Source organism: Streptomyces sp. NPDC058880, assembly GCF_042742535.1.
GTDB lineage: Bacteria > Actinomycetota > Actinomycetes > Streptomycetales > Streptomycetaceae > Streptomyces.
Window position 1 is genome coordinate 1 of sequence record NZ_JBHYMC010000092.1, and the last position, 17,401, is coordinate 17,401.

The window sequence follows — 17,401 nt, forward strand, 5'->3', positions numbered from 1 at the left end:
ACCACGCACACGTGGTGGCCGGCACCGTCAGCTCGTTCTCGTGGATGCCGGTCCGATCCTGCGCGGCGACCGGCCCGGTTCTCCCGCCGGCGGCGCCGCGCCTACGGGGCCGACGCGGCGGTGAGCTGCTCCTCCAGGGCCGCCAGCGTCCGGTAGCAGGGCATGACCTGGGCGATGGAGGAGTTCGGTTCGCGGCCACCGCGGATGGCGGCGACGAACTCGCGGTCCTGGAGCTCGATCCCATCTGTCGACACGTCGACGCGGCTGACGTCGATCGGCTCGTCCCGTCCGGTGACGAGGTCGTCGTAGCGAGCCAGGTAGGTCCCGGTGTCGCCGATGTAGCGGAAGGAGGTACCGAGCGGACCGTCGTTGTTGAACGACAGCGACAGGGTGCAGAGGGCACCGTTCGCCGCGCGCAGCTGGACCGACATGTCCATCGCGATGCCCAGCGCGGGGTGCACGGGACCCTGAAGGGCATGGGCCTGCACGATCGGTGAGCCGGTCTGGTAGGCGAAGAGATCGACGGTGTGCGCGGCGTGGTGCCACAGCAGGTGGTCGGTCCAGGAGCGCGGCTCGCCCAACGCGTTGAGGTTCTCCCGGCGGAAGAAGTACGTTTGCACGTCCATCTGCTGGACCGCGAACTCGCCCGCGTCGATCCGCCGGCGCACCCACTGGTGGCTGGGGTTGAAGCGGCGGGTGTGGCCCACCATCGCGACGAGCCCCGTGCGCCGCTGCGCCGCCAGGCACGCCTCGGCGTCGGCGAGCGAGTCGGCGAGCGGGATCTCGACCTGGACGTGCTTGCCCGCTTCGAGGCAGGCCAGCGTCTGCCCGGCGTGCAGCTGTGTGGGGGTGGCGAGGACGACGGCGTCGATGTCGTCCATCGTCAGCACCTCGTCAAGGGAGGCGGCGGCGCGGCTCACCCCTTGCTCCGCGGCGAACTTCTGCGCCCGTTCCAGGCTGCTGCTCACGACGGCGGTCACCTCGACCCCCTCGATGCGCCGGAGGGCGGCCGCATGCTTGGCACCGAAGGCGCCGCCGCCGGCCAGGGCGATCCTGAGGGTTCGGTCGTCGGTCATGTCAGTTCACTCCTTCCGCGGGCTCTTGGGCCCGGGGGTGGTTGTCGAGGATCAGATGGCCGACGGCCGTGTTGGACGCCGGCACGTGGTAGAAGCGGTGTTTGACGTCGACCCGCCCGGTCCCGTCCACGTCGCTCATCGCCCCGCGGGCGATCAGCCACATGACCAGCTCGATGCCCTCCGAGCCGGCTTCCTCGACGTACTCCAGGTGCGGGACCTGTGCCAGGCCGGCCGGGTCGGCGATCAGCCGGTCGAGGAAGGCGTTGTCCCACTCCCGGTTGATCAGGCCTGCGCGCGGGCCCTGGAGCTGGTGGCTCATGCCGCCGGTGCCCCAGACCTGGACCTTCAGCGGTCGGTCGTACGACTCGATCGCCTTGCGCAGGGCCTGGCCGAGCCGGAAGCACCGGCCGCCCGAGGGCACCGGGTACTGCACCACGTTGACGTGGAACGGGATGACCCTGCACGGCCACTTCTCGACGTCCCCGAACATCAGCGACAGCGGCACCGTCAGGCCGTGGTCGACGCTCAGCTCGTTGGCGAGCGTGAGGTCGAAGTCGTCCCTGACGAGCGAGTGCGCGATGTGTGCGGCCAGGTCGGGGTCGCCCTCGATGCCAGGGACGGGGCGGGGCCCGTACCCCTCGTCGGCGGTGGCGAAGGCCGCGCCGGTGCCGAGTACGAACGTCGGGATCAACGTCAGATCGAACGCGGACGCGTGGTCGTTGTAGACCAGGAAGATCACATCGGGCAGGTTCTCCCGCTCCCACTCCCTGGAGAACGCGTATCCCTCGAAGACCGGCTTCCAGTAAGCCTCTTCGGTCTTGCCGTGGTCCATCGCCGCGCCGATGGCCGGCACGTGGGAGGTGAAGACCGCGCCGGTGACGACGGCGTGCCCGGCGGGGGGCGACTGTGCGGCGTGCGCCGCCTCCAGGACGGCGTGGTCTATGCGGTTTCCCTCGACGGAGCGGCCGCCGCCGACCATCATGCCGCGATACTCCTCCTCGGTCATACCGGTCATCGAACCGGCCATCTGCTGGAACGAAAGCCCCAGCGTGGCGCCCCACTTGGCGAGAAAGTAGATGTTTCCGCCCTCGTTCATGGCGGCGTTGAGGTCGCGGTCGAGCAGCGCCCGCTTCTGTTCCTCCCGCAGCGGCCACGCGTCCAGGTAGGCGCGTTCGTCGGCGAGGTACAGCGCGCGGTTCTCCGCGGTCATCAGGGACATGCAGAACTGGTTGAGGTGGTAGCCCTTGGCGGACTGCTCGGTGTCGAAGATCGTGGTGCCCGGCACCAGCTTGTAGGTCTTGTCCAGTGACATGGCGGCCTCCGGCCGTGGGCGAATCAGCCGGCGTCCGGCCAGTACAGGCGCATCGGGTTGTCGACGAGGAGCCTCCACTGCAGGTCCGGCGTCGGTGCGATGTGCGGGATGAAGTCGACGAGCAGACCGTCGTCGGGCATGTGGGAGACGAGGTTCGGGTGCGGCCAGTCCGTGCCCCACAACACCCGGTCGGGGAACTCCCCGACCACGCGCCGGGCGAACGGGACGACGTCGCGGTACGCCTCGGGCTCGCCATCGAGGGCCGGCGGGCCGCTCACCGTGAGCCGCTCCGGGCAGGTGACCTTGCACCAGATGTCGGGCCGGGCCCGCATGAAGTCGAGGAACGCCTCGAACTCGGGGCCGTCCGGGTCCTGGGAGACGTCGGGCCGGCCCATGTGGTCGATGACCAGCGGCACCGGTACGGACAGGAAGAAGTCGCGCAGGACGGCGAGGTCGGCGGCCTCGAAGTAGACGACGACGTGCCACCCGTACGGTGCGATCCGTCCGACGAGGTCCATGAGGTCCTGCCGCGGCGCCGCGTCGACGAGCCGCTTGACGAAGTTGAACCGCACGCCGCGCGTCCCCGCCTCGTGCAACTCGCGCAGCTCCTCGTCGCCGACGTCGGGCCGCACCGTCGCCACTCCCCGGGCCGTTCCCCCCGAAGCCCGCAGCGCGTCGACCATCGCCCGGTTGTCGGCGCCGTGGCAGGTCGCCTGGACCACGACGCTTCGGGCGAAGCCGAGGTGGTCGCGGAGCGCGAAGAGCCGGTCCTTCGACGCGTCGCACGGGGTGTACTTCCGCTCGGGCGCATACGGGAACTCGGCGCCCGGCCCGAAGACGTGGCAGTGCGCGTCGACGGCACCCTCGGGCAGCCGGAAGCGGGGACGGCTCGGATCGGCGTACCAGTCGAGCCATCCGGGGGTCTTCTCGAAGCTCGGCGTCATCATCAGTCCTCGTAGCGCAGCCCGAGCTCGGCCAGCGGGCCGCGCATGCCGTACACGTCCAGGCCGAGGGCGCCCTTGCGGAACCGGGCGCGCTTGGTCTCCTCGTCGGCCTCCCGCCGCGCCGCCGCCTCGGCGACCGCGGCGGCTCGCTCGCGCGGCACCACCACCACGCCGTCGCGGTCGGCCGCGACGACATCGCCGGGCCGGACGAGGGCGTTGGCGCAGACGACCGGGACGTTGACCGAGCCGAGTGTGGCCTTGACCGTGCCCTTGGCGTGGACCGCCCGGGAGAAGACGGGGAAGTCCATGTCCTCCAGGTCGGCCGTGTCCCGTACGCCGCCGTCGATGACCAGCCCCCGGCAGCCTCGTGCGCGGAAGGAGGTGGCGAGCAGCTCGCCGAAGAAGCCGTCCTCGCTCTCGGCCGTGCAGGCGGCCACCACCACGTCCCCGTCCTGGACCTGCTCGGCGGCGACGTGCAGCATCCAGTTGTCGCCGGGCTGGAGCAGCACGGTCACGGCCGTGCCGCACATCCGGGCCGTCGGGTAGACCGGGCGCAGGTAGGGGCGCATCAGGCCGACCCGGCCCATCGCCTCATGGAGGGTCGCGACGCCGAACACGGACAGGGCGGCGACCGTCTCCGGACCGGCCCGGTCGATCTTCGTGTGGACGACGCCGGTCTCGGTGTGTTGCATGGGTGCTCCTCCTGGGGGTCGACGGTCGCGGGGGTCAGCGTTCGGCCGCGGCGAGGCGGGCGGCGAGGCGGGGATGGACGCGCAGGGCATTGCCGGAGTAGACGGCCGCGCGTTCCTCGTCCGAGAGGTACGGGGTGGCGTCGACGTACCGCTTGGTGTCGTCGAAGTGGTGACCGGTGCGCGGGTCGATGTCGCGGACCGCGCCGATCATTTCGCTCGCGAAGAGGACGGACCGGCTGTGGACCACCCTGGTCAGCAGGTCGATGCCGGGCTGGTGGTAGACGCAGGTGTCGAAGAAGACGTTGTCGAACAGCGCCTCCGGATCAGGTCTGCCGAGCGCCGACGCCAGGCCGCGGAACCGCCCCCAGTGGTACGGGACGGCTCCGCCGCCGTGCGGGATGACGAACCGGAGGGTCGGGAAGTCGGCGAACAGGTCGCCCTGGACAAGCTGCATGAACGCCGTGGTGTCCGCGTTCAGGTAGTGCGCGCCGGTGGTGTGGAAGGCGGGATTGCACGAGGTGCTGACGTGGATCATCGCGGGGATGTCGTACTCGGCCATCGCCTCGTAGAGCGGGTACCAGCTGCGGTCCGTCAGGGGCGGTGCGGTCCACTTGCCGCCCGACGGATCCGGGTTGAGGTTGACGGTCACCGCGCCGAGCTCCTCCACCGCGCGGCGCAGCTCGGGCAGGCAGGTCGACGGGGCGGCTCCGGGGGACTGCGGCAGCATCGCTCCCATCGCGAAGCGGTCGGGATAGAGCGTGCTCACGCGGTGGACGAGGTCGTTGCAGATCCGTGCCCACGTCGCGGAGACCTGGAAGTCGCCGATGTGGTGGGCCATGAAGCTGGCCCGCGGGGAGAAGATGGTCAGGTCGATGCCGCGCTCATTCATGAGGCGCAGCTGATGGCCCTCGATCGCCTCCCGCAGGTTCTCGTCGGTGATGAGCAGGTCGTCGGGGTCCGGCGCGTCCGAGGGGGAGCCGACCGCCGCCACCTGCCGGTCCCGCCACCGTGCCAACGGGGGCGGAGCCGTGGTGAAGTGGCCGTGGCAGTCGATGATCATCAGGTCTCCTGGGGTCGTCGGGGTCAGCCGCGGGAACGGACGGGCCAGCCGGTGTACTGCTCGGCGAGATAGGTGCGGCCGGCGCGGGTGCCCAGCACGTTGTCCAACTCGCCCGACTGGCGCCGCAGGTCGAACCCCGAGCCGCCCGGCGGGGTGTGCAGCAGCCGGGTCATCCAGGAGGAGAAGTTCTGCGCCCGCCACAGCCGTTGCAGCGCACGGGGCTGGTAGGCGTCGAGCGCGCCCACGCCCGCCGGTCCGAGCGCCCGCAGGAGCACCTCCGCCAGCACCTTGACGTCGTGCAGCGCGAGGTTGAGCCCGCGGGCGCCGGTCGGCGGCACGGTGTGGGCGGCATCACCGGCGAGCGCCATGGACCCCCAGCGCATCGGCTCCTGCACGAACGAGCGGAACCGCAGTACCGTCTTCTCCAGGACCGGCCCCTCCTTGAGCCGGAAACCGTCCTCGCCGGCCACTCGGGCCTGGAGCGTCTCCCAGATACGGTCCTGCGGCCAGGCGTCGACGGATTCGTCGGGCGAGCACTGGAAGTACATCCGCTGCACGGTCTCGGTCCGCTGGCTGATCAGTGCGAAGCCGTGCTCGGAGTGGGCGTAGACGAGCTCCGGCGCGCTCGCCGGCGCCTGGGCCATGATGCCGAACCAGGCGAAGGGGTACTCCTTGCCGTACCGCACCCGCCGGTCTGCGGGCACGAGGTCGCGGCACATGCTGCGCGATCCGTCCGCGCCGACCACGTACCGCGCACGGATCTCGTGCCGGGATCCGTCGGCGGCGGTGTACCGGACGCGCGGAGCGGTGGTCGTGATGTCGAGCGCCTCGGTGTCGGAGACACCGAAGTGGACCGTGCCGCCGTCGCGTTGCCGTGCGTCGGCCAGGTCGATGAACACGTCGGTCTGCGGGTAGAGCCAGACGGACTCGCCGACCAGCGCCTTGAAGTCGATCCGGTGCGCCCGGCCGCCGAACCGCACCTCGATGCCTTCGTGTTCGCGTCCCTCGCGCAGGATCCGGTCGCAGACGCCGGTCTCCACGAGGTCCCGGGCCGCATCGGCCTCCAGGATCCCGGCCCGCTGAGTCGCCTCGATCTCGCGCCGGGTACGGGTGTCGACCACGATCGTGTCGACTCCGGCGCGGCCCAGCCGGTGCGCCAGCATCAGGCCGGCCGGGCCGGCGCCGATGACTGCGACGGGAACCGAGGCAACGGTATCGACGACGGCGTCGGCCATGACATCTCCTGAGCGACTGTGATCCTTGCGAACACGTCGAACGGTGACACCCGGGGCGTCGGTCCGTCTCCGGCCCTTCCGTCAGGCGGAAGCGCGCAGAGACATCAGGCAGAGCGGCGGGTACGCCGGCCCAGTTCGTCGGAGATTGCGTACGCGGCCCGCAGGAGCGGGTCCCGCAGTCCCCGCGCGCGGCTCGCTCCGCGGGCCGTGAACACGATTCCCAACGTGGCGGAGACCGGCCCGTTGCGGCCGATCCGTACGGGAGCGGCCACCGCGACCGTGCTCTGCGAGAGCTGCCGGTCGCTGACGAAGACCTGTTCGCGGCGGATGCGGTCCAACTGCGCCCGCAGCGTCTTCGGGTCGGTGACGGTGTGCGGGGTCCAGGCCCGCAGCGGCGCTGCGAGGACCTCCTCCTGGATGTCCGGCGGCGCATGGGCCAGCAGCACCCGCCCCATCCCGGTGGAGCCGATCGGGAAACGGGTTCCCACCATGGTCAGCAGCTCCACCGAGCGGTGCCCGGCGATCCGCTCGATGAAGACGAGCTCCGTGCCCTCACGTACCGCGAGTTGGACGTTCTCGTGCGTCGCCTCGTAGAGGTCCTGCATGAACGGCAGCGCCACATCGCGCAGGATCTGGGTGCGCGGGCATCCCGAGGCGATCTCCCACAGCCTCAGCCCGACGTGCCAGGAGCCGTCCTCCCCGCGCTCCAGCGCCCCCCACCCCGCCAGCTCGGCGACCACCCGGTGCGCCGTGCTCAGGGCCAGGCCGGTGCGCTGGGCGATCTCCGACAGGGTCTGCGACGGGTGCTCGCGGTCGAAGGCCGCGAGGACGTCGAGGACTTTGCCAGCTGCTGTGCTCCGGGGTGCGCTCACGCGGTCAGTCTCGCAAACCGGCGTTGAGCGGCCCGCGCCGAGCGCCGTACCATCTGCCGGACACAGGGAGGTGACGTGAACGGAGTGATCTCCGGGCTGTCCTCGATGGCGACGCGGCCGCTGCTGGCCGAGCTGACCGAGCACATCCGGCTCGTGCACGGGCTTCCCGTGTGCTTCGAGGCCGCCGGCGGGGTCGAGATCGCACGGCGGGTGCGCGAGGGCGCCGAGGCCGATCTGCTCGTGCTCGCCGACGGAGCGCTGGCCGTGCTGGAGAAGGAGGGGTACCTCCTGGCCGGCACGGCGCGACCGCTGTGGATCTCCCAGGTCGTCGCCGCCGTGCCGGAGGGCTCACCCGTTCCGGAGCTCGACTCGGAATCCGACCTGCGGGCCGTTCTGCGGTCCGCGAAGAAGATCGCCTACTCCACCGGTCCCAGTGGGACGGCCCTGATCGCTCTGATCGGCCGGCTGGGTCTCGCCGACACGCTCGCAGGCCGGTTCGTCCAGGCACCTCCGGGCGTGCCCGTCGGTAGCCTGCTGTCCTCGGGCCGGGCCGACCTGGCGTTTCAGCAGCTCAGCGAGCTGATGGACCTGCCGGACGTCGTCATCGCCGGACCGCTGCCCGGTGACACCAGCATCAAATCGACCTTCGGTGGAGGGGTACTGGCCTCAGCCGCCCGGCCGGACCTCGCTCTGGAAGTCCTCGACCTCTTCGCTTCCGGGACGGGATCCAGGGCCGCCCGGGCCAGGGGCATGCGGGCCTGGGGGGACAGCTCCGCCGGATGAGCTGCGGGGTCCGGCAGGCCTCCGATGAACCGGTCGGACGCCCCGAGCCACTCTGGATGTGGCGAATTGCAGAAGTCTGCAATTCGGATATCCTGATCCGCCCATCGCGCCGGCGCCTCCAGGGGCCCGCGTGCGTTCGCACCGAGCTAGGACAGAACAGATGACGGCGAGCCTGCCCCCGTGCCCGAGGTGCTCCAGTGAGTACACCTATGAGATGAACGCTCTGATGGTCTGCCCGGAGTGCGCCCACGAGTGGGTTCCCGCCGCGGCGGGGGCGGATGACGCAAGCGCCTCCGGGGTTCGCGTGGTCCGGGACTCCGTCGGGAACGTGCTGAGCGACGGCGATGCCGTGACGGTCGTCAAGGCGCTCAAGGTCAAGGGCAGCCCGTCGGGGATCAAGGCGGGCACCAAGGTGCGCAACATCCGCCTGGTCGACGGGGTGGACGGCCATGACATCGACTGCAGGATCGACGGCTTCGGCGCCATGCAGCTCAAGTCGAGTGTGGTCAAGAAGGCCTGACCCCTTGCCTGCGGAGTGCTCGCACGGGCTCGGGGCGGCTCGGGCGGACGCCCCGGTCGCTGTGGGAGGGTCGGCCGCGGTCGGGACCCGGTGGCAGTCGGCCCGTCGGCGGGTCCATCGGATCTGCTGACCAGGCTCACCCTGCGCTTCCCGGCGGGCCGGCAGGCGCTAGACTTGCAGAGTTATGCAATTCGCAAGGTCTTGATCCGGAGGGTGGGGGCGGGAGCGTGGCCGGGTTCGAGGAAGCCGTGCAGGAGCGGGTCCGCACGGCGCGGGCCCGTCTCCGGGCTGCGAAGCAGGACGGCGATGCCTTCGAGGAGGCGCTGGCCGAGGACGAGCTCGAGGACGCGCTGCGCATGGCTCGCGATCACGACGTGGCCGAGGACGGCGGCAGCCGGTGAACCGGACCGCGTCACCGGCGCGTGCTGTGCCGCGCTGGGGGCGCGGCATCCCCGCGGGTGTGCGGCGACGGGACCGGTGTGCGAGCGCGGTGGGACGGTGCCGCTGCTGCCGCGCTCGGTACGGGCCGCTCGTGGGCGCACCGAACAGCCGCCGGCCCTCTTCGGCCCGGAGGGCGCCGCTGCTCCGTGCGGGGTGCCCGCGCACCCGCTCCGGGCGCCGTACACCAGGAAGGAACCCACACGATGACGGACGATGACCCCCGGGCGAAGCCTGCGGCGGACCAGGAGAAGTGGAAAGAGCAGGGCGTCGCGCTGCGCGCCTTCTTCTACATCTTCGGCACGCACGTGTTCGCCGGGTTCATCTGGCTGCTCTTCTACCTGGGCGAGCACGCCCCGAAGTGAGACCACCGCCGTCCGACAGCGATGCGGCCCTGCCGTCCCCAGGCCTCCGGCCCGGACGCGTCCGTCGAGGAGGTACCGGTCCGCGTTACGGGTGAAAGCCCCTGACGGCAGCCCCTGACGGCACCTGCCCACGGGTTCGGACAGCATGCGAAGCTCTGCAGACGTGGAGCGACGTATGGCTTCGGGCAGCACGGAGCCCCTGTCAAGAGCCTGGCAGGGGCCCGTGCGGCCGAGAGCCGTGGAAGGCCGGGCCCGTGCCGGGCCTGAGCCAGAGCCGGTCTGCACCGGGACGGCACGGCCTGAGCGCGAACCTCCTGCGACAACGGTTCCGCCGACGGCCGCGGTGCCGCGGTGCCGCTGTCACAGTGAGGCCGCGCTGACAGGACCTCCGCTACTTGCTCATGGCGAAGCGCATCAGGGCGTGCTCGTCCCCCTGCTTGATCTTCCCGGTCTCATTGATCACCTGGAGTTTCCAGCCCGCGCCGTCCCTGGTCGCCTTGGCCACGGCGCACCCGTTGTCGGTGGTGAGCAGGCTCGGCCAGATGTCGGCGACCTGCTGGGTGCTGCCGCCCGTCGCGTCGTACACCTTGAAGCTGATGTTCCGGGCGTTCTGGAAGGCGCTGCGCTTCTTGTACGCGGCGGCGATGAACACGATGGAGGTGATGTTGGACGGTACCTGGTCGAGCGCGACGGTCACCGTCTCGTCATCGCCGTCGCCGTGCCCGGTCTGGTTGTCTCCGCTGTGCACCAACGAGCCGTTGCCCAGCGGGTCCAGGGAGTCAAGCCCGGCCAGTCGCACCGGCTCGGCACCCGACATGGCGATGGCAATGAGGTCGAGGTCCGTGCCGGTCTTCTGACGGATCTTCCCCAGCAGCCCGCCGCTACTGCCGACGGTGGGGTCCCAGGACACTCCGATGGACAGATGGGTCACCCCGTCCAGATCCGCCGGGCCGTCTTCCTTCTTGAGCGTGATCATGCTCGATCCTCTTGTCGGTCGAGGGGCTGTTACACGTGAAGTGTGCCTTGTGCCTCGTTATCACCTCCACCTGGTCCCGGTTCTGCGGCCATGCGGCGCGCAGTCGCCCGACGGGTTCGACGGCGCCCCTGTCCAGGTGAGCGTCCGTCTTCGTCCGGGCGCCACACGTACCGGATGTCCGGCTCGCGTTCCTCGTTGCGGTGACCGTCGGTGCACTCGCCCGCGGCGAAGCCGCGCCGCTCGTAGAAGCGCCGCGCCGACGCGTTGACCCGGAACGTCCATAGCGTCAGACCGGCTGGACGACGCTGCTTGGCCAGGTCCACCAGGCGTCCTCCGATCCCCTGTCCCTGCCAGGCCGGATCGAGGTAGAGCTGCTCCAGAGCCCCACCTTCCAGCACCATCATCCCGACGACCGAGCATGCGACCGTCGCCACCCAGGTCTCCTGTCCGGGCACGACCACCTCCCGGAACCAGGCCCGGACCTCGTCGTCCGTATGCGCCCGGCGCACGCTCGGAAGCGCCGCCGTGAAGGAGCGCAGCCACACCTCGGCCACCGCGGCGGCATCGGAGTCGACCGCACGGCGGACGACAACATTGTTGATCTCCACGGCGACGCATGCTCGCAGACGCACGATGCGTCCCGCATCCGGATTCTCGGCGGCGTGCGGACCGGCGTGGAGCGGGCCGTGAGGTCACGAGTACGTCGCGGAGATCCCGGCGCGATCGGTCTTCTGATACTCGGTCACCTGCCCGGGGAAACGGAAGAGCCGACCCTTCGGTCGAGTCGGATTCAACCATTTCCAGGATCGTGCGTATCTGCCGTGGGACTTGGAGAGGGCTTTACCGGCCGTTCTGAGGAAGGCGACGGCTCGTGACGGAGCCGGGCCGGCAGTGAGCCGACCGAGGTTGGAAAGGGAGAGTGGCGAAGACCGTGCGGTCAATCCGAAGGGCAGAGCCACCTCATTCCGGAGTTCCACACACGTCGGCCGGAGCGCCCGTGCCGGTATCGCGGCTGCCGCCCGGCATTCCCCGTCGCGGTTGACGGCGCCGCCCCAGGCCTTTGCGCGGGGCTTTCGGGGCGGCCGACTCCGGGCGCGCCACGGCTCGTGCGGGGGGACGGAAGAACGCCGCCGGCGGGCGTACCGACTCGGGGCAGAGCCCGACCCGCATGACCGAATACCACCCCACCGGGCAGCTGGCCGAATGTGGAGCCGCAGTGTTGTCGAGGAATCGGCGCCGGGACAGGATCACTTCTCGCACGAACTGACCGTCCATTCCGAAATGGGCGCAGGGCCGGTGAAACCCCGGCCGGTGTCGGTCTCTTGGTCGCTCCCGGACGCAGCGGAGAAATGAGGGAACGGGGAGCGGGCCGGCTCGGTCAGTCCGTTACTCCTGCTGCGCAGACACCAGCCGTTCTCTCATTCCGCTTTTCAACAAAGGGAAACTCAGGATTTCATGTACAAACGTTCAGGGTTCCTCGCCCTCACCACGGTGGGCATCGTGCTGTGCACCGCCGGGCTCGCGCCGTCCGTCAGTCAGGCAGCCGGCACTCCCGGCGACGTGAAGGGCTCCTATGCCGACCGGCACGGCCTGACAGCCGATGACGTCCGACTCATCAACGCGCTGAACGAAGCGGCCATGGACATCGGCCGGCCGGACAAGACCCCCGGCGGGGACCTGCCGAGCGCCACCGAGTCCCTCAGGTCCTCGGCCGCGGCCGGCGCCAGGGTGACGCCGCCCGCCGAGCCGCTGGACCGCATGCCCGACGCGTACCGGGCCTACGGAGGCAGGGCCACGACCGGCATCAGCAATTACATACGCAAGTGGCAGCAGTCCTACAGCCACCGCGACGGGCGAGTGCAGCAGATGACCGAACGGCAGCGGGAGCAGCTCTCCTACGGGTGCGTGGGTGTCACCTGGGTCAATTCGGGCTTCTACCCGACGAACAGACTGGCCTTCGCGTCCTTCGACGAGGAGAAGCATCGGCGCGCCCTGGAGAACACCAGCCCCCGGCCGGGCGAGACGCGGGCCGAGTTCGAGGGGCGCGTCGCCAAGCAGAGCTTCGACGAGACGAAGGGCTTCAACCGGGCCCGAGAAGTGGCATCCGTCATCAACCGGTCTCTGGAAACCGCGCATGACGAGAGCACGTATCTGAGCAACCTCAAGGCAGAGCTCACCAAGAACGGCGACGCTCTCGCCGCCGAAGGCAGCCGTTCGAACTTCTACGCGGCCCTGCGGAACACCCCGTCCTTCAAGGACTGGAACGGGGGCAACCACGACCCGTCCAGGATGAAGGCGGTCATCTACTCGAAGCACTTCTGGAGCGGGCAGGACCCCAGGAGTTCCTCGGACAAGCGGAAGTACGGCGACCCCGATGCGTTCCGCCCCGACCGGAACACGGGCCTCGTCGACATGTCGAAGGACAGGAACACCTCACGCAGCCCCGCCGGGCCGGGTGAGAGCTACGTCAACTTCGACTACGGCTGGTTCGGGGAGCAGAAGGAAGCACACCCTGACCAGACCATATGGACCCATGCGAACCACTATCACTCGCCCGAAGGCGGCATGGGGCCCATGAAGGTGTACGAGAGCAAGTTCCGCAGCTGGTCCTCCGGATACGCCGACTTCGACCGCGGAACCTACGTCATCACCTTCATACCCAAGCACTGGAACACCGCACCCGCCCAGGTGAAGCAGGGCTGGCCGTAGGGGCTGGCCCCCGTTCGTCGAAGGTCTGCCGTTGCCTCCGTTGCCGGTGACACCACTCCAAGGGGATGCGTCCGGCGCGCGGAGAGAGCCACGCCGACTCCGGAGGCGGGGGGCTGCGCTGCGGGGCCGCCATGAAGCTCATGGGGCCCCGCCCCCGTCGCTTCCCGTGGGCCACTGCGGGGCAGTCTCACGCGGCCCGCAGCCATCGGTCGAGGACCGTGAAGTCTTCGCCTGTGAGGCCGCGGGACGACGCGACGCGGTGGAGGAGGGCCGGGGCGCGGTGGCGGGCGGACACCCAGTCCCGATCGGCATCGGTGATCTCGTCGTCAACCCAGGCGAACGGGCGTCCGTCCGCCCACGAGACCAGGGTTCGGGTCTTCCAGTGGAGGCCGAACCACTTGTCCTCGCGTTCCTGCGCGTCGGAGGTCTCCGGCCAGCGCACGACCGGCAGGGGTGGCAGGCCGAGTTCGGGTGCCATGTCGGTGTTCGCCGCTTCCTCCCAGGTGGTGGCCCAGACCAGCTCGCACGGCAGTGCAGCGAGGCGAGGCCCGATGCTCGGGTCGAGCCGCGTCAGGAACGCATCGGTCGCGGTGCCCGACAGAGCGCCCCGCGGGCCGCCGCCGAACGGCAGGAGAGGTCCGTCGACGTCCAGGAACAGCAGCGGGCGTTCGCTGCGCTCACTCACGTCCCTGCCTCCTCTCGCCCTCGGCAGGCACCGTCCGCGTCGACCCTGCTCGGCACGGGCGTGCCGGCCGGCCCCGCGCTGAGGCGCGGACCCACGATGACCGGAAGTCGATCACTCGGGACTGTACGGCCTCCACCTTCCGCGCAGCGCCCTCCCCGGTCCGATCCATGGGGATCGAGTCCTGTTCGCCGCATTCCTCGGGCAGGCCCTGCGCGGTGCCTCTTGCCGGCAGGGCGGCGATCTCCAGGGGCGACGCGGTCAGGAGGTGGCTGCGTACCCGCGTCGTTGCACGATCCGCCGGTGGACGGGCGGTGTCAGCACGGCGCCCACGATGAAGCCGAGCACCACGCTCCGGCTCGCGGTCGCGATGGTCCCGATGACGGCGCACAGGATCACGCCGGTTACGGCCAGGCCCGTGACCTTGAACCGCTGGGGTTGCTGGCCGAGCCATTTCACCGTCGAGAGAGCCGTGAGACAGGCGGTGGAGCCGAAAGCCGCCGACGCCAGAGCGGTCAGAGTGTTCATCCCTGAACCTTTCGCACTCGGGAGCCGGCACGTCCCTCCGGCCGTAGCGGTCGGCCGCACGCACTCCCGGTTCGGGATCACTGGGCTGCCGGTCTGTTGACCTGCAGTATCCGTCGCCGGAGCGGGCGCCGCCGCCATGAGGGCCGTTTTCGGCCACGGCTGGCGGCGGCGAAGGAGCGGTGGTCGAGGCGCGGTGGGTCGTGATCTCCGGGCCGTCCGGCGCCGGTTCAGCCCTCCGGCTCCGTCACCCGCAGCTGCCGCAGCAGGCCGCCGTAGTCCTCGTCGTCGTCACTGATGAAGATCGGGAAGGCGCCGGACACCAGCGCGACGCCCTCGACCTTGAGCCCCGAGCTCCGGGCCAGCATCCTCGGAGGGGCGACCGGAACCAGCTCCGCACCGAGGGGCCCGCCCCGCCGGACCGTGGCCGCGTGGTACACGGCACTGTCGAACGGGCCGAGGTCACCGGGGTCGTACGCGGACGAGAGGTAGAGATTGCCCTTCGCGTCGATGTCGAGGCCCGAGGCCGGGCGTGCACCGGGGGGCTCGGGTGCGGTGAACGAGACCGACGTCCAGGTCCCGCCGAACGTGATCGCACCGTTCCTGCCGACCTTCAGGCGGGTCATGTTGATGCGGGTGGTGTCGCTGCCCTGCGCCCGCTCGGCGTACACGAAGTAGTCCCGCCCGCCGACCGTCGCGACGGCCGTCGCCTCGACGTTGACCAGTGGCTCGGGTGTCTTCGGCCAGGGCACCGAGCCCGCGATCTCGACGTTGAGGTCCTTGTCCCACCGGGCGAGGTAGATGGTGGGGTCGGGGTCGTCGCCGTCGGCGTTGCTCTCCACCAGCAGCGCCTCGTCCCGGCCGGGCAGTCTGGCGATGCTCTCCAGGTCGTTCGGCACGGTGGGGAAGGCCACGTGAAGCTCTTCGACGGAGATGCCGTCGGGGTCGACCGGCGTCCGCACGATCGAAAGGCGGGGAAGGTCGCGTTCGGCGTCGTTGTCCCTCGCGTCGTGGCAGACCAGGAAGACCTCTCGTGGCTGCGTCTCCCGCCCCGAGCCGGTGGACCTGCGCTCGGTGGCGAGCCAGGCGATGCCGCTGAACTCGCGCGGCGCCCTGACCCGGCTGTCGTCGGGGGGCGAGACGCCGGCGGAGCGCTCGACGCCGCACGCGGCCAGCGCGAGGAGGCTCAGTCCTACGAAGGTCGACAACAGAGCGCGTGTCCGAAACCGACGTGCCATCGTGTGTCCTTCCGTTGCGTGGCGGGTGCCGTCCCGGATTCCGCCCCGCTCGGGGACGCTAGGACGGGGACTGTCGACTTCCCGCCAGGCACCGCCGGGAAGTCACCGGTCTGGCGGTGTGGTGGGGCCGGGTCCGGGTGCGGGTCCGCTCGCCCGCGCCGCCGTCCTCCGTGCTCCTGCCCGGGCCGCGCCCGCCCCCGGTGCTGACCCTGACCGCGGGGGAGTCCGGGCCCTTCGTCGCCCCGTGGCCGGGGTGTGTCGCCCGGGAGCCGCCCTCGGACCACGAGTACGCCCGGACATCGCCAAAGCCTCCCGCGGCAAGGGGCGTTGTCCGGTCATTGATCGGCTGATGGACGCCCTCCCCGACGGACGGTCAGCTGGCATGCTGAGCAGCCGGACCCCCGTCCCCTCCCCTTGGAGAGCAGTGTGGATCTGAGCGCCACCGACGGCCCCGCCATCGTGCAGGCGGCCGACCGGACCGTCTCCGTACGGCACGAGGCGGGGTGCGTGCAGTGACCTCGGCCGAAGCCGGCGGGCCGGGCCCGGCCCGCCACCCGTACCCGTCGATCCCGGTCCGCGGCGCCGTTCGGCCCGGTCACCGCGTCGGTCGGTGGCACCACCGCGAAACGGCTGTTCGGTGAGCCGGAGGACCAGGCTCTTCCGGCCGACCGGGCAGCGGCTCGGAGCCGTGGGCCTCGGCTGCGCCGGTATGAGCCCCTGGATGTACGTCCGCCCGCACTCCGACGACCGGGCCTGGGCCGAGCTCCTGAACGCGGCCGTCGACCTGGGAGCCACGCTCCTGGACACCGCCGGCGTGTACGGAGAGGGCCACAACGAGACGCTGATCGGGCGGGCCGTCGCCCCCCGGCGGCACGAGGTGTTCCTCGCCACCAAGGTCGGCCTGGTCGTGGACGACCTCGCCACCATGACCCTGCACCGCGACGGCAGGCCGGCGCACCTGCGCGATGCGGTCGAGGCGAGCCTGCGCCGCCTGCGTACCGACACCGTGGACCTGTGCTACCTGCACCGCGTCGACCCGGCCGTCCCCCTGGAGGACAGCTGGGGCGTCCTCGCCGCGATGGTGGCCGAGGGCAAGATCGCCCGCCTCGGCCTCTCGGACGTCCGCATCCGGCAGGCCGAACAGGCGCATCGCATCCACCCCGTCGCCGCCGTCCAGTCCGAGCTCTCGCTCTGGTCCCGGCAGGCGCTCGGCGGCCGGGACCCCGAGGAGGACATCGTCGGCTGGTGCGCCCGCAACGGCGCCCTGTTCGTCCCCTTCTCGCCCCTGGGGCGCGGATTCCTCACCGGGACCATCACACCGGACACCCGTTTCCCGTCCGAAGACCTGCGTGCTCGTCATCCGCGTTTCACCGCTCGGGCCCGCGCGGCGAACCAGCGGATCCTCACCCCCCTGCGCGAGGTCGCGGACCGTCACGGCGCCACCCCGGCCCAGGTGGCGCTCGCCTGGGTCCTCGCTCAGGGCGACCACGTCATCCCCGTGCCCGGCACCACCCGCCTGACGTACCTGCGGGCCAACGTCGCGGCGGCGAACCTGCACCTGACGGCCCAGGACCTCGCCGACCTCGACCGCACACCGGAGGCGGCCGAGGGCCACCCCTGCGACACCCTCGGGTCGAGGGTGTGACACGTCGCGGGGCCGGGGAGGACTCCTCCGCCCCGCTGTCCCCCCGAGCGCGGAACACCCCGGTGCGCCGGGGCGACCGGCGGGCACGGCACGGTTGCCCCACTGGCCCGTCGATCCGCGGCAGGGGACGCGGGTGCGGAACCTGTCGTCCCGGTCCGCGCGGGCCGGGAACCGGCGCGGACTCCTGACGCCTGAGCGGGCGGTCCTCGTCCGGGCCCACACCCAGGAGCCCCACACCCAGGCGCCCCACCAGTGGGAATCCGCCCTCTGCGGGTGCTGAGCCCGTTCACCTCCCGTGCCGAGGGGCCGCCTCCGGAGCGATCCGGAGG

The 17,401-nt window shown here is 70.9% G+C and carries 17 protein-coding genes and 1 pseudogene; 6 read left to right on the plus strand and 12 right to left on the minus strand.

The window, feature by feature from the left end; translation table 11 throughout:
- Positions 1–101 precede the first annotated feature (101 nt).
- The 7 genes from ACFW2G_RS31185 to ACFW2G_RS31215 all read right to left on the minus strand — a co-directional run bounded on the left by ACFW2G_RS31185 (position 102) and on the right by ACFW2G_RS31215 (position 7,191).
- Positions 102–1,076, minus strand: coding sequence for a Gfo/Idh/MocA family oxidoreductase (locus ACFW2G_RS31185; protein ID WP_037916210.1), 975 nt, complete (start codon positions 1,074–1,076; stop codon positions 102–104).
- Position 1,077: 1 nt separating this feature from the next.
- A complete protein-coding gene (ligA, locus tag ACFW2G_RS31190) occupies positions 1,078–2,388 on the minus strand; it encodes a protocatechuate 4,5-dioxygenase subunit alpha (RefSeq protein WP_384455783.1) in 1,311 nt (436 codons plus the stop codon).
- A 23-nt stretch (positions 2,389–2,411) separates the two neighbouring features.
- Entirely contained in the window at positions 2,412–3,332 is a 921-nt protein-coding gene (locus tag ACFW2G_RS31195; RefSeq protein ID WP_384583924.1) for an amidohydrolase family protein, read from the minus strand.
- A gap of 2 nt (positions 3,333–3,334) precedes the next feature.
- Positions 3,335–4,024: a 4-carboxy-4-hydroxy-2-oxoadipate aldolase/oxaloacetate decarboxylase gene (gene ligK, locus ACFW2G_RS31200; protein ID WP_384455786.1), complete on the minus strand. Its 690-nt coding sequence runs from the start codon at positions 4,022–4,024 to the stop codon at positions 3,335–3,337.
- A 34-nt stretch (positions 4,025–4,058) separates the two neighbouring features.
- Positions 4,059–5,084, minus strand: coding sequence for an amidohydrolase family protein (locus tag ACFW2G_RS31205; protein ID WP_384583879.1), 1,026 nt, complete (start codon positions 5,082–5,084; stop codon positions 4,059–4,061).
- A gap of 23 nt (positions 5,085–5,107) precedes the next feature.
- Positions 5,108–6,319 carry a 4-hydroxybenzoate 3-monooxygenase gene (locus tag ACFW2G_RS31210; RefSeq protein ID WP_384455792.1) on the minus strand — a complete coding sequence of 404 codons (1,212 nt, stop codon included), beginning with the start codon at positions 6,317–6,319 and terminating at the stop codon, positions 5,108–5,110.
- A 104-nt stretch (positions 6,320–6,423) separates the two neighbouring features.
- Complete coding sequence (locus ACFW2G_RS31215; RefSeq protein ID WP_037916232.1) at positions 6,424–7,191, minus strand: IclR family transcriptional regulator; 768 nt, start codon at positions 7,189–7,191, stop codon at positions 6,424–6,426.
- A gap of 75 nt (positions 7,192–7,266) precedes the next feature.
- Here ACFW2G_RS31215 and ACFW2G_RS31220 point away from each other — a divergent pair, with 75 nt between their 5' ends.
- The 4 genes from ACFW2G_RS31220 (at position 7,267) to ACFW2G_RS31235 (ending at position 9,297) form a co-directional block, all read left to right on the plus strand.
- A complete protein-coding gene (locus tag ACFW2G_RS31220) occupies positions 7,267–7,974 on the plus strand; it encodes a substrate-binding domain-containing protein (protein WP_384583882.1) in 708 nt (235 codons plus the stop codon).
- Positions 7,975–8,134: 160 nt separating this feature from the next.
- Positions 8,135–8,494, plus strand: coding sequence for a zinc ribbon domain-containing protein YjdM (locus ACFW2G_RS31225; RefSeq protein ID WP_384455796.1), 360 nt, complete (start codon positions 8,135–8,137; stop codon positions 8,492–8,494).
- A 227-nt stretch (positions 8,495–8,721) separates the two neighbouring features.
- Positions 8,722–8,895 (plus strand): hypothetical protein, encoded by a 174-nt coding sequence (locus ACFW2G_RS31230; protein WP_384455800.1) that lies wholly within the window; start codon positions 8,722–8,724, stop codon positions 8,893–8,895.
- A gap of 243 nt (positions 8,896–9,138) precedes the next feature.
- A complete protein-coding gene (locus ACFW2G_RS31235; protein ID WP_172671256.1) occupies positions 9,139–9,297 on the plus strand; it encodes a DUF6126 family protein in 159 nt (52 codons plus the stop codon).
- Positions 9,298–9,688: 391 nt separating this feature from the next.
- On the opposite strand, the gene ACFW2G_RS31240 is transcribed toward ACFW2G_RS31235, so the two are convergent.
- Together ACFW2G_RS31240 and ACFW2G_RS31245 are read right to left on the minus strand one after the other, a co-directional pair.
- Positions 9,689–10,273 (minus strand): TerD family protein, encoded by a 585-nt coding sequence (locus ACFW2G_RS31240; protein WP_037916243.1) that lies wholly within the window; start codon positions 10,271–10,273, stop codon positions 9,689–9,691.
- A gap of 155 nt (positions 10,274–10,428) precedes the next feature.
- Positions 10,429–10,881: pseudogene (locus ACFW2G_RS31245) on the minus strand (GNAT family N-acetyltransferase); the annotation flags it as partial.
- A gap of 847 nt (positions 10,882–11,728) precedes the next feature.
- Here ACFW2G_RS31245 and ACFW2G_RS31250 point away from each other — a divergent pair.
- Positions 11,729–12,982 (plus strand): protein-glutamine gamma-glutamyltransferase, encoded by a 1,254-nt coding sequence (locus ACFW2G_RS31250; RefSeq protein ID WP_384583885.1) that lies wholly within the window; start codon positions 11,729–11,731, stop codon positions 12,980–12,982.
- 187 nt (positions 12,983–13,169) lie between these two features.
- Here ACFW2G_RS31250 and ACFW2G_RS31255 read toward each other — a convergent pair whose 3' ends face one another.
- From ACFW2G_RS31255 to ACFW2G_RS31265, 3 genes are all read right to left on the minus strand, one after another.
- Complete coding sequence (locus ACFW2G_RS31255; RefSeq protein ID WP_384455807.1) at positions 13,170–13,667, minus strand: HAD domain-containing protein; 498 nt, start codon at positions 13,665–13,667, stop codon at positions 13,170–13,172.
- 258 nt (positions 13,668–13,925) lie between these two features.
- Positions 13,926–14,192: a hypothetical protein gene (locus ACFW2G_RS31260; RefSeq protein ID WP_384455810.1), complete on the minus strand. Its 267-nt coding sequence runs from the start codon at positions 14,190–14,192 to the stop codon at positions 13,926–13,928.
- A 227-nt stretch (positions 14,193–14,419) separates the two neighbouring features.
- Complete coding sequence (locus ACFW2G_RS31265) at positions 14,420–15,397, minus strand: hypothetical protein (RefSeq protein ID WP_384583888.1); 978 nt, start codon at positions 15,395–15,397, stop codon at positions 14,420–14,422.
- 667 nt (positions 15,398–16,064) lie between these two features.
- On the opposite strand from ACFW2G_RS31265, the gene ACFW2G_RS31270 reads away from it, so the two are divergent.
- Complete coding sequence (locus tag ACFW2G_RS31270; RefSeq protein WP_384455813.1) at positions 16,065–17,072, plus strand: aldo/keto reductase; 1,008 nt, start codon at positions 16,065–16,067, stop codon at positions 17,070–17,072.
- The last annotated feature ends 329 nt before the right edge of the window (positions 17,073–17,401 follow it).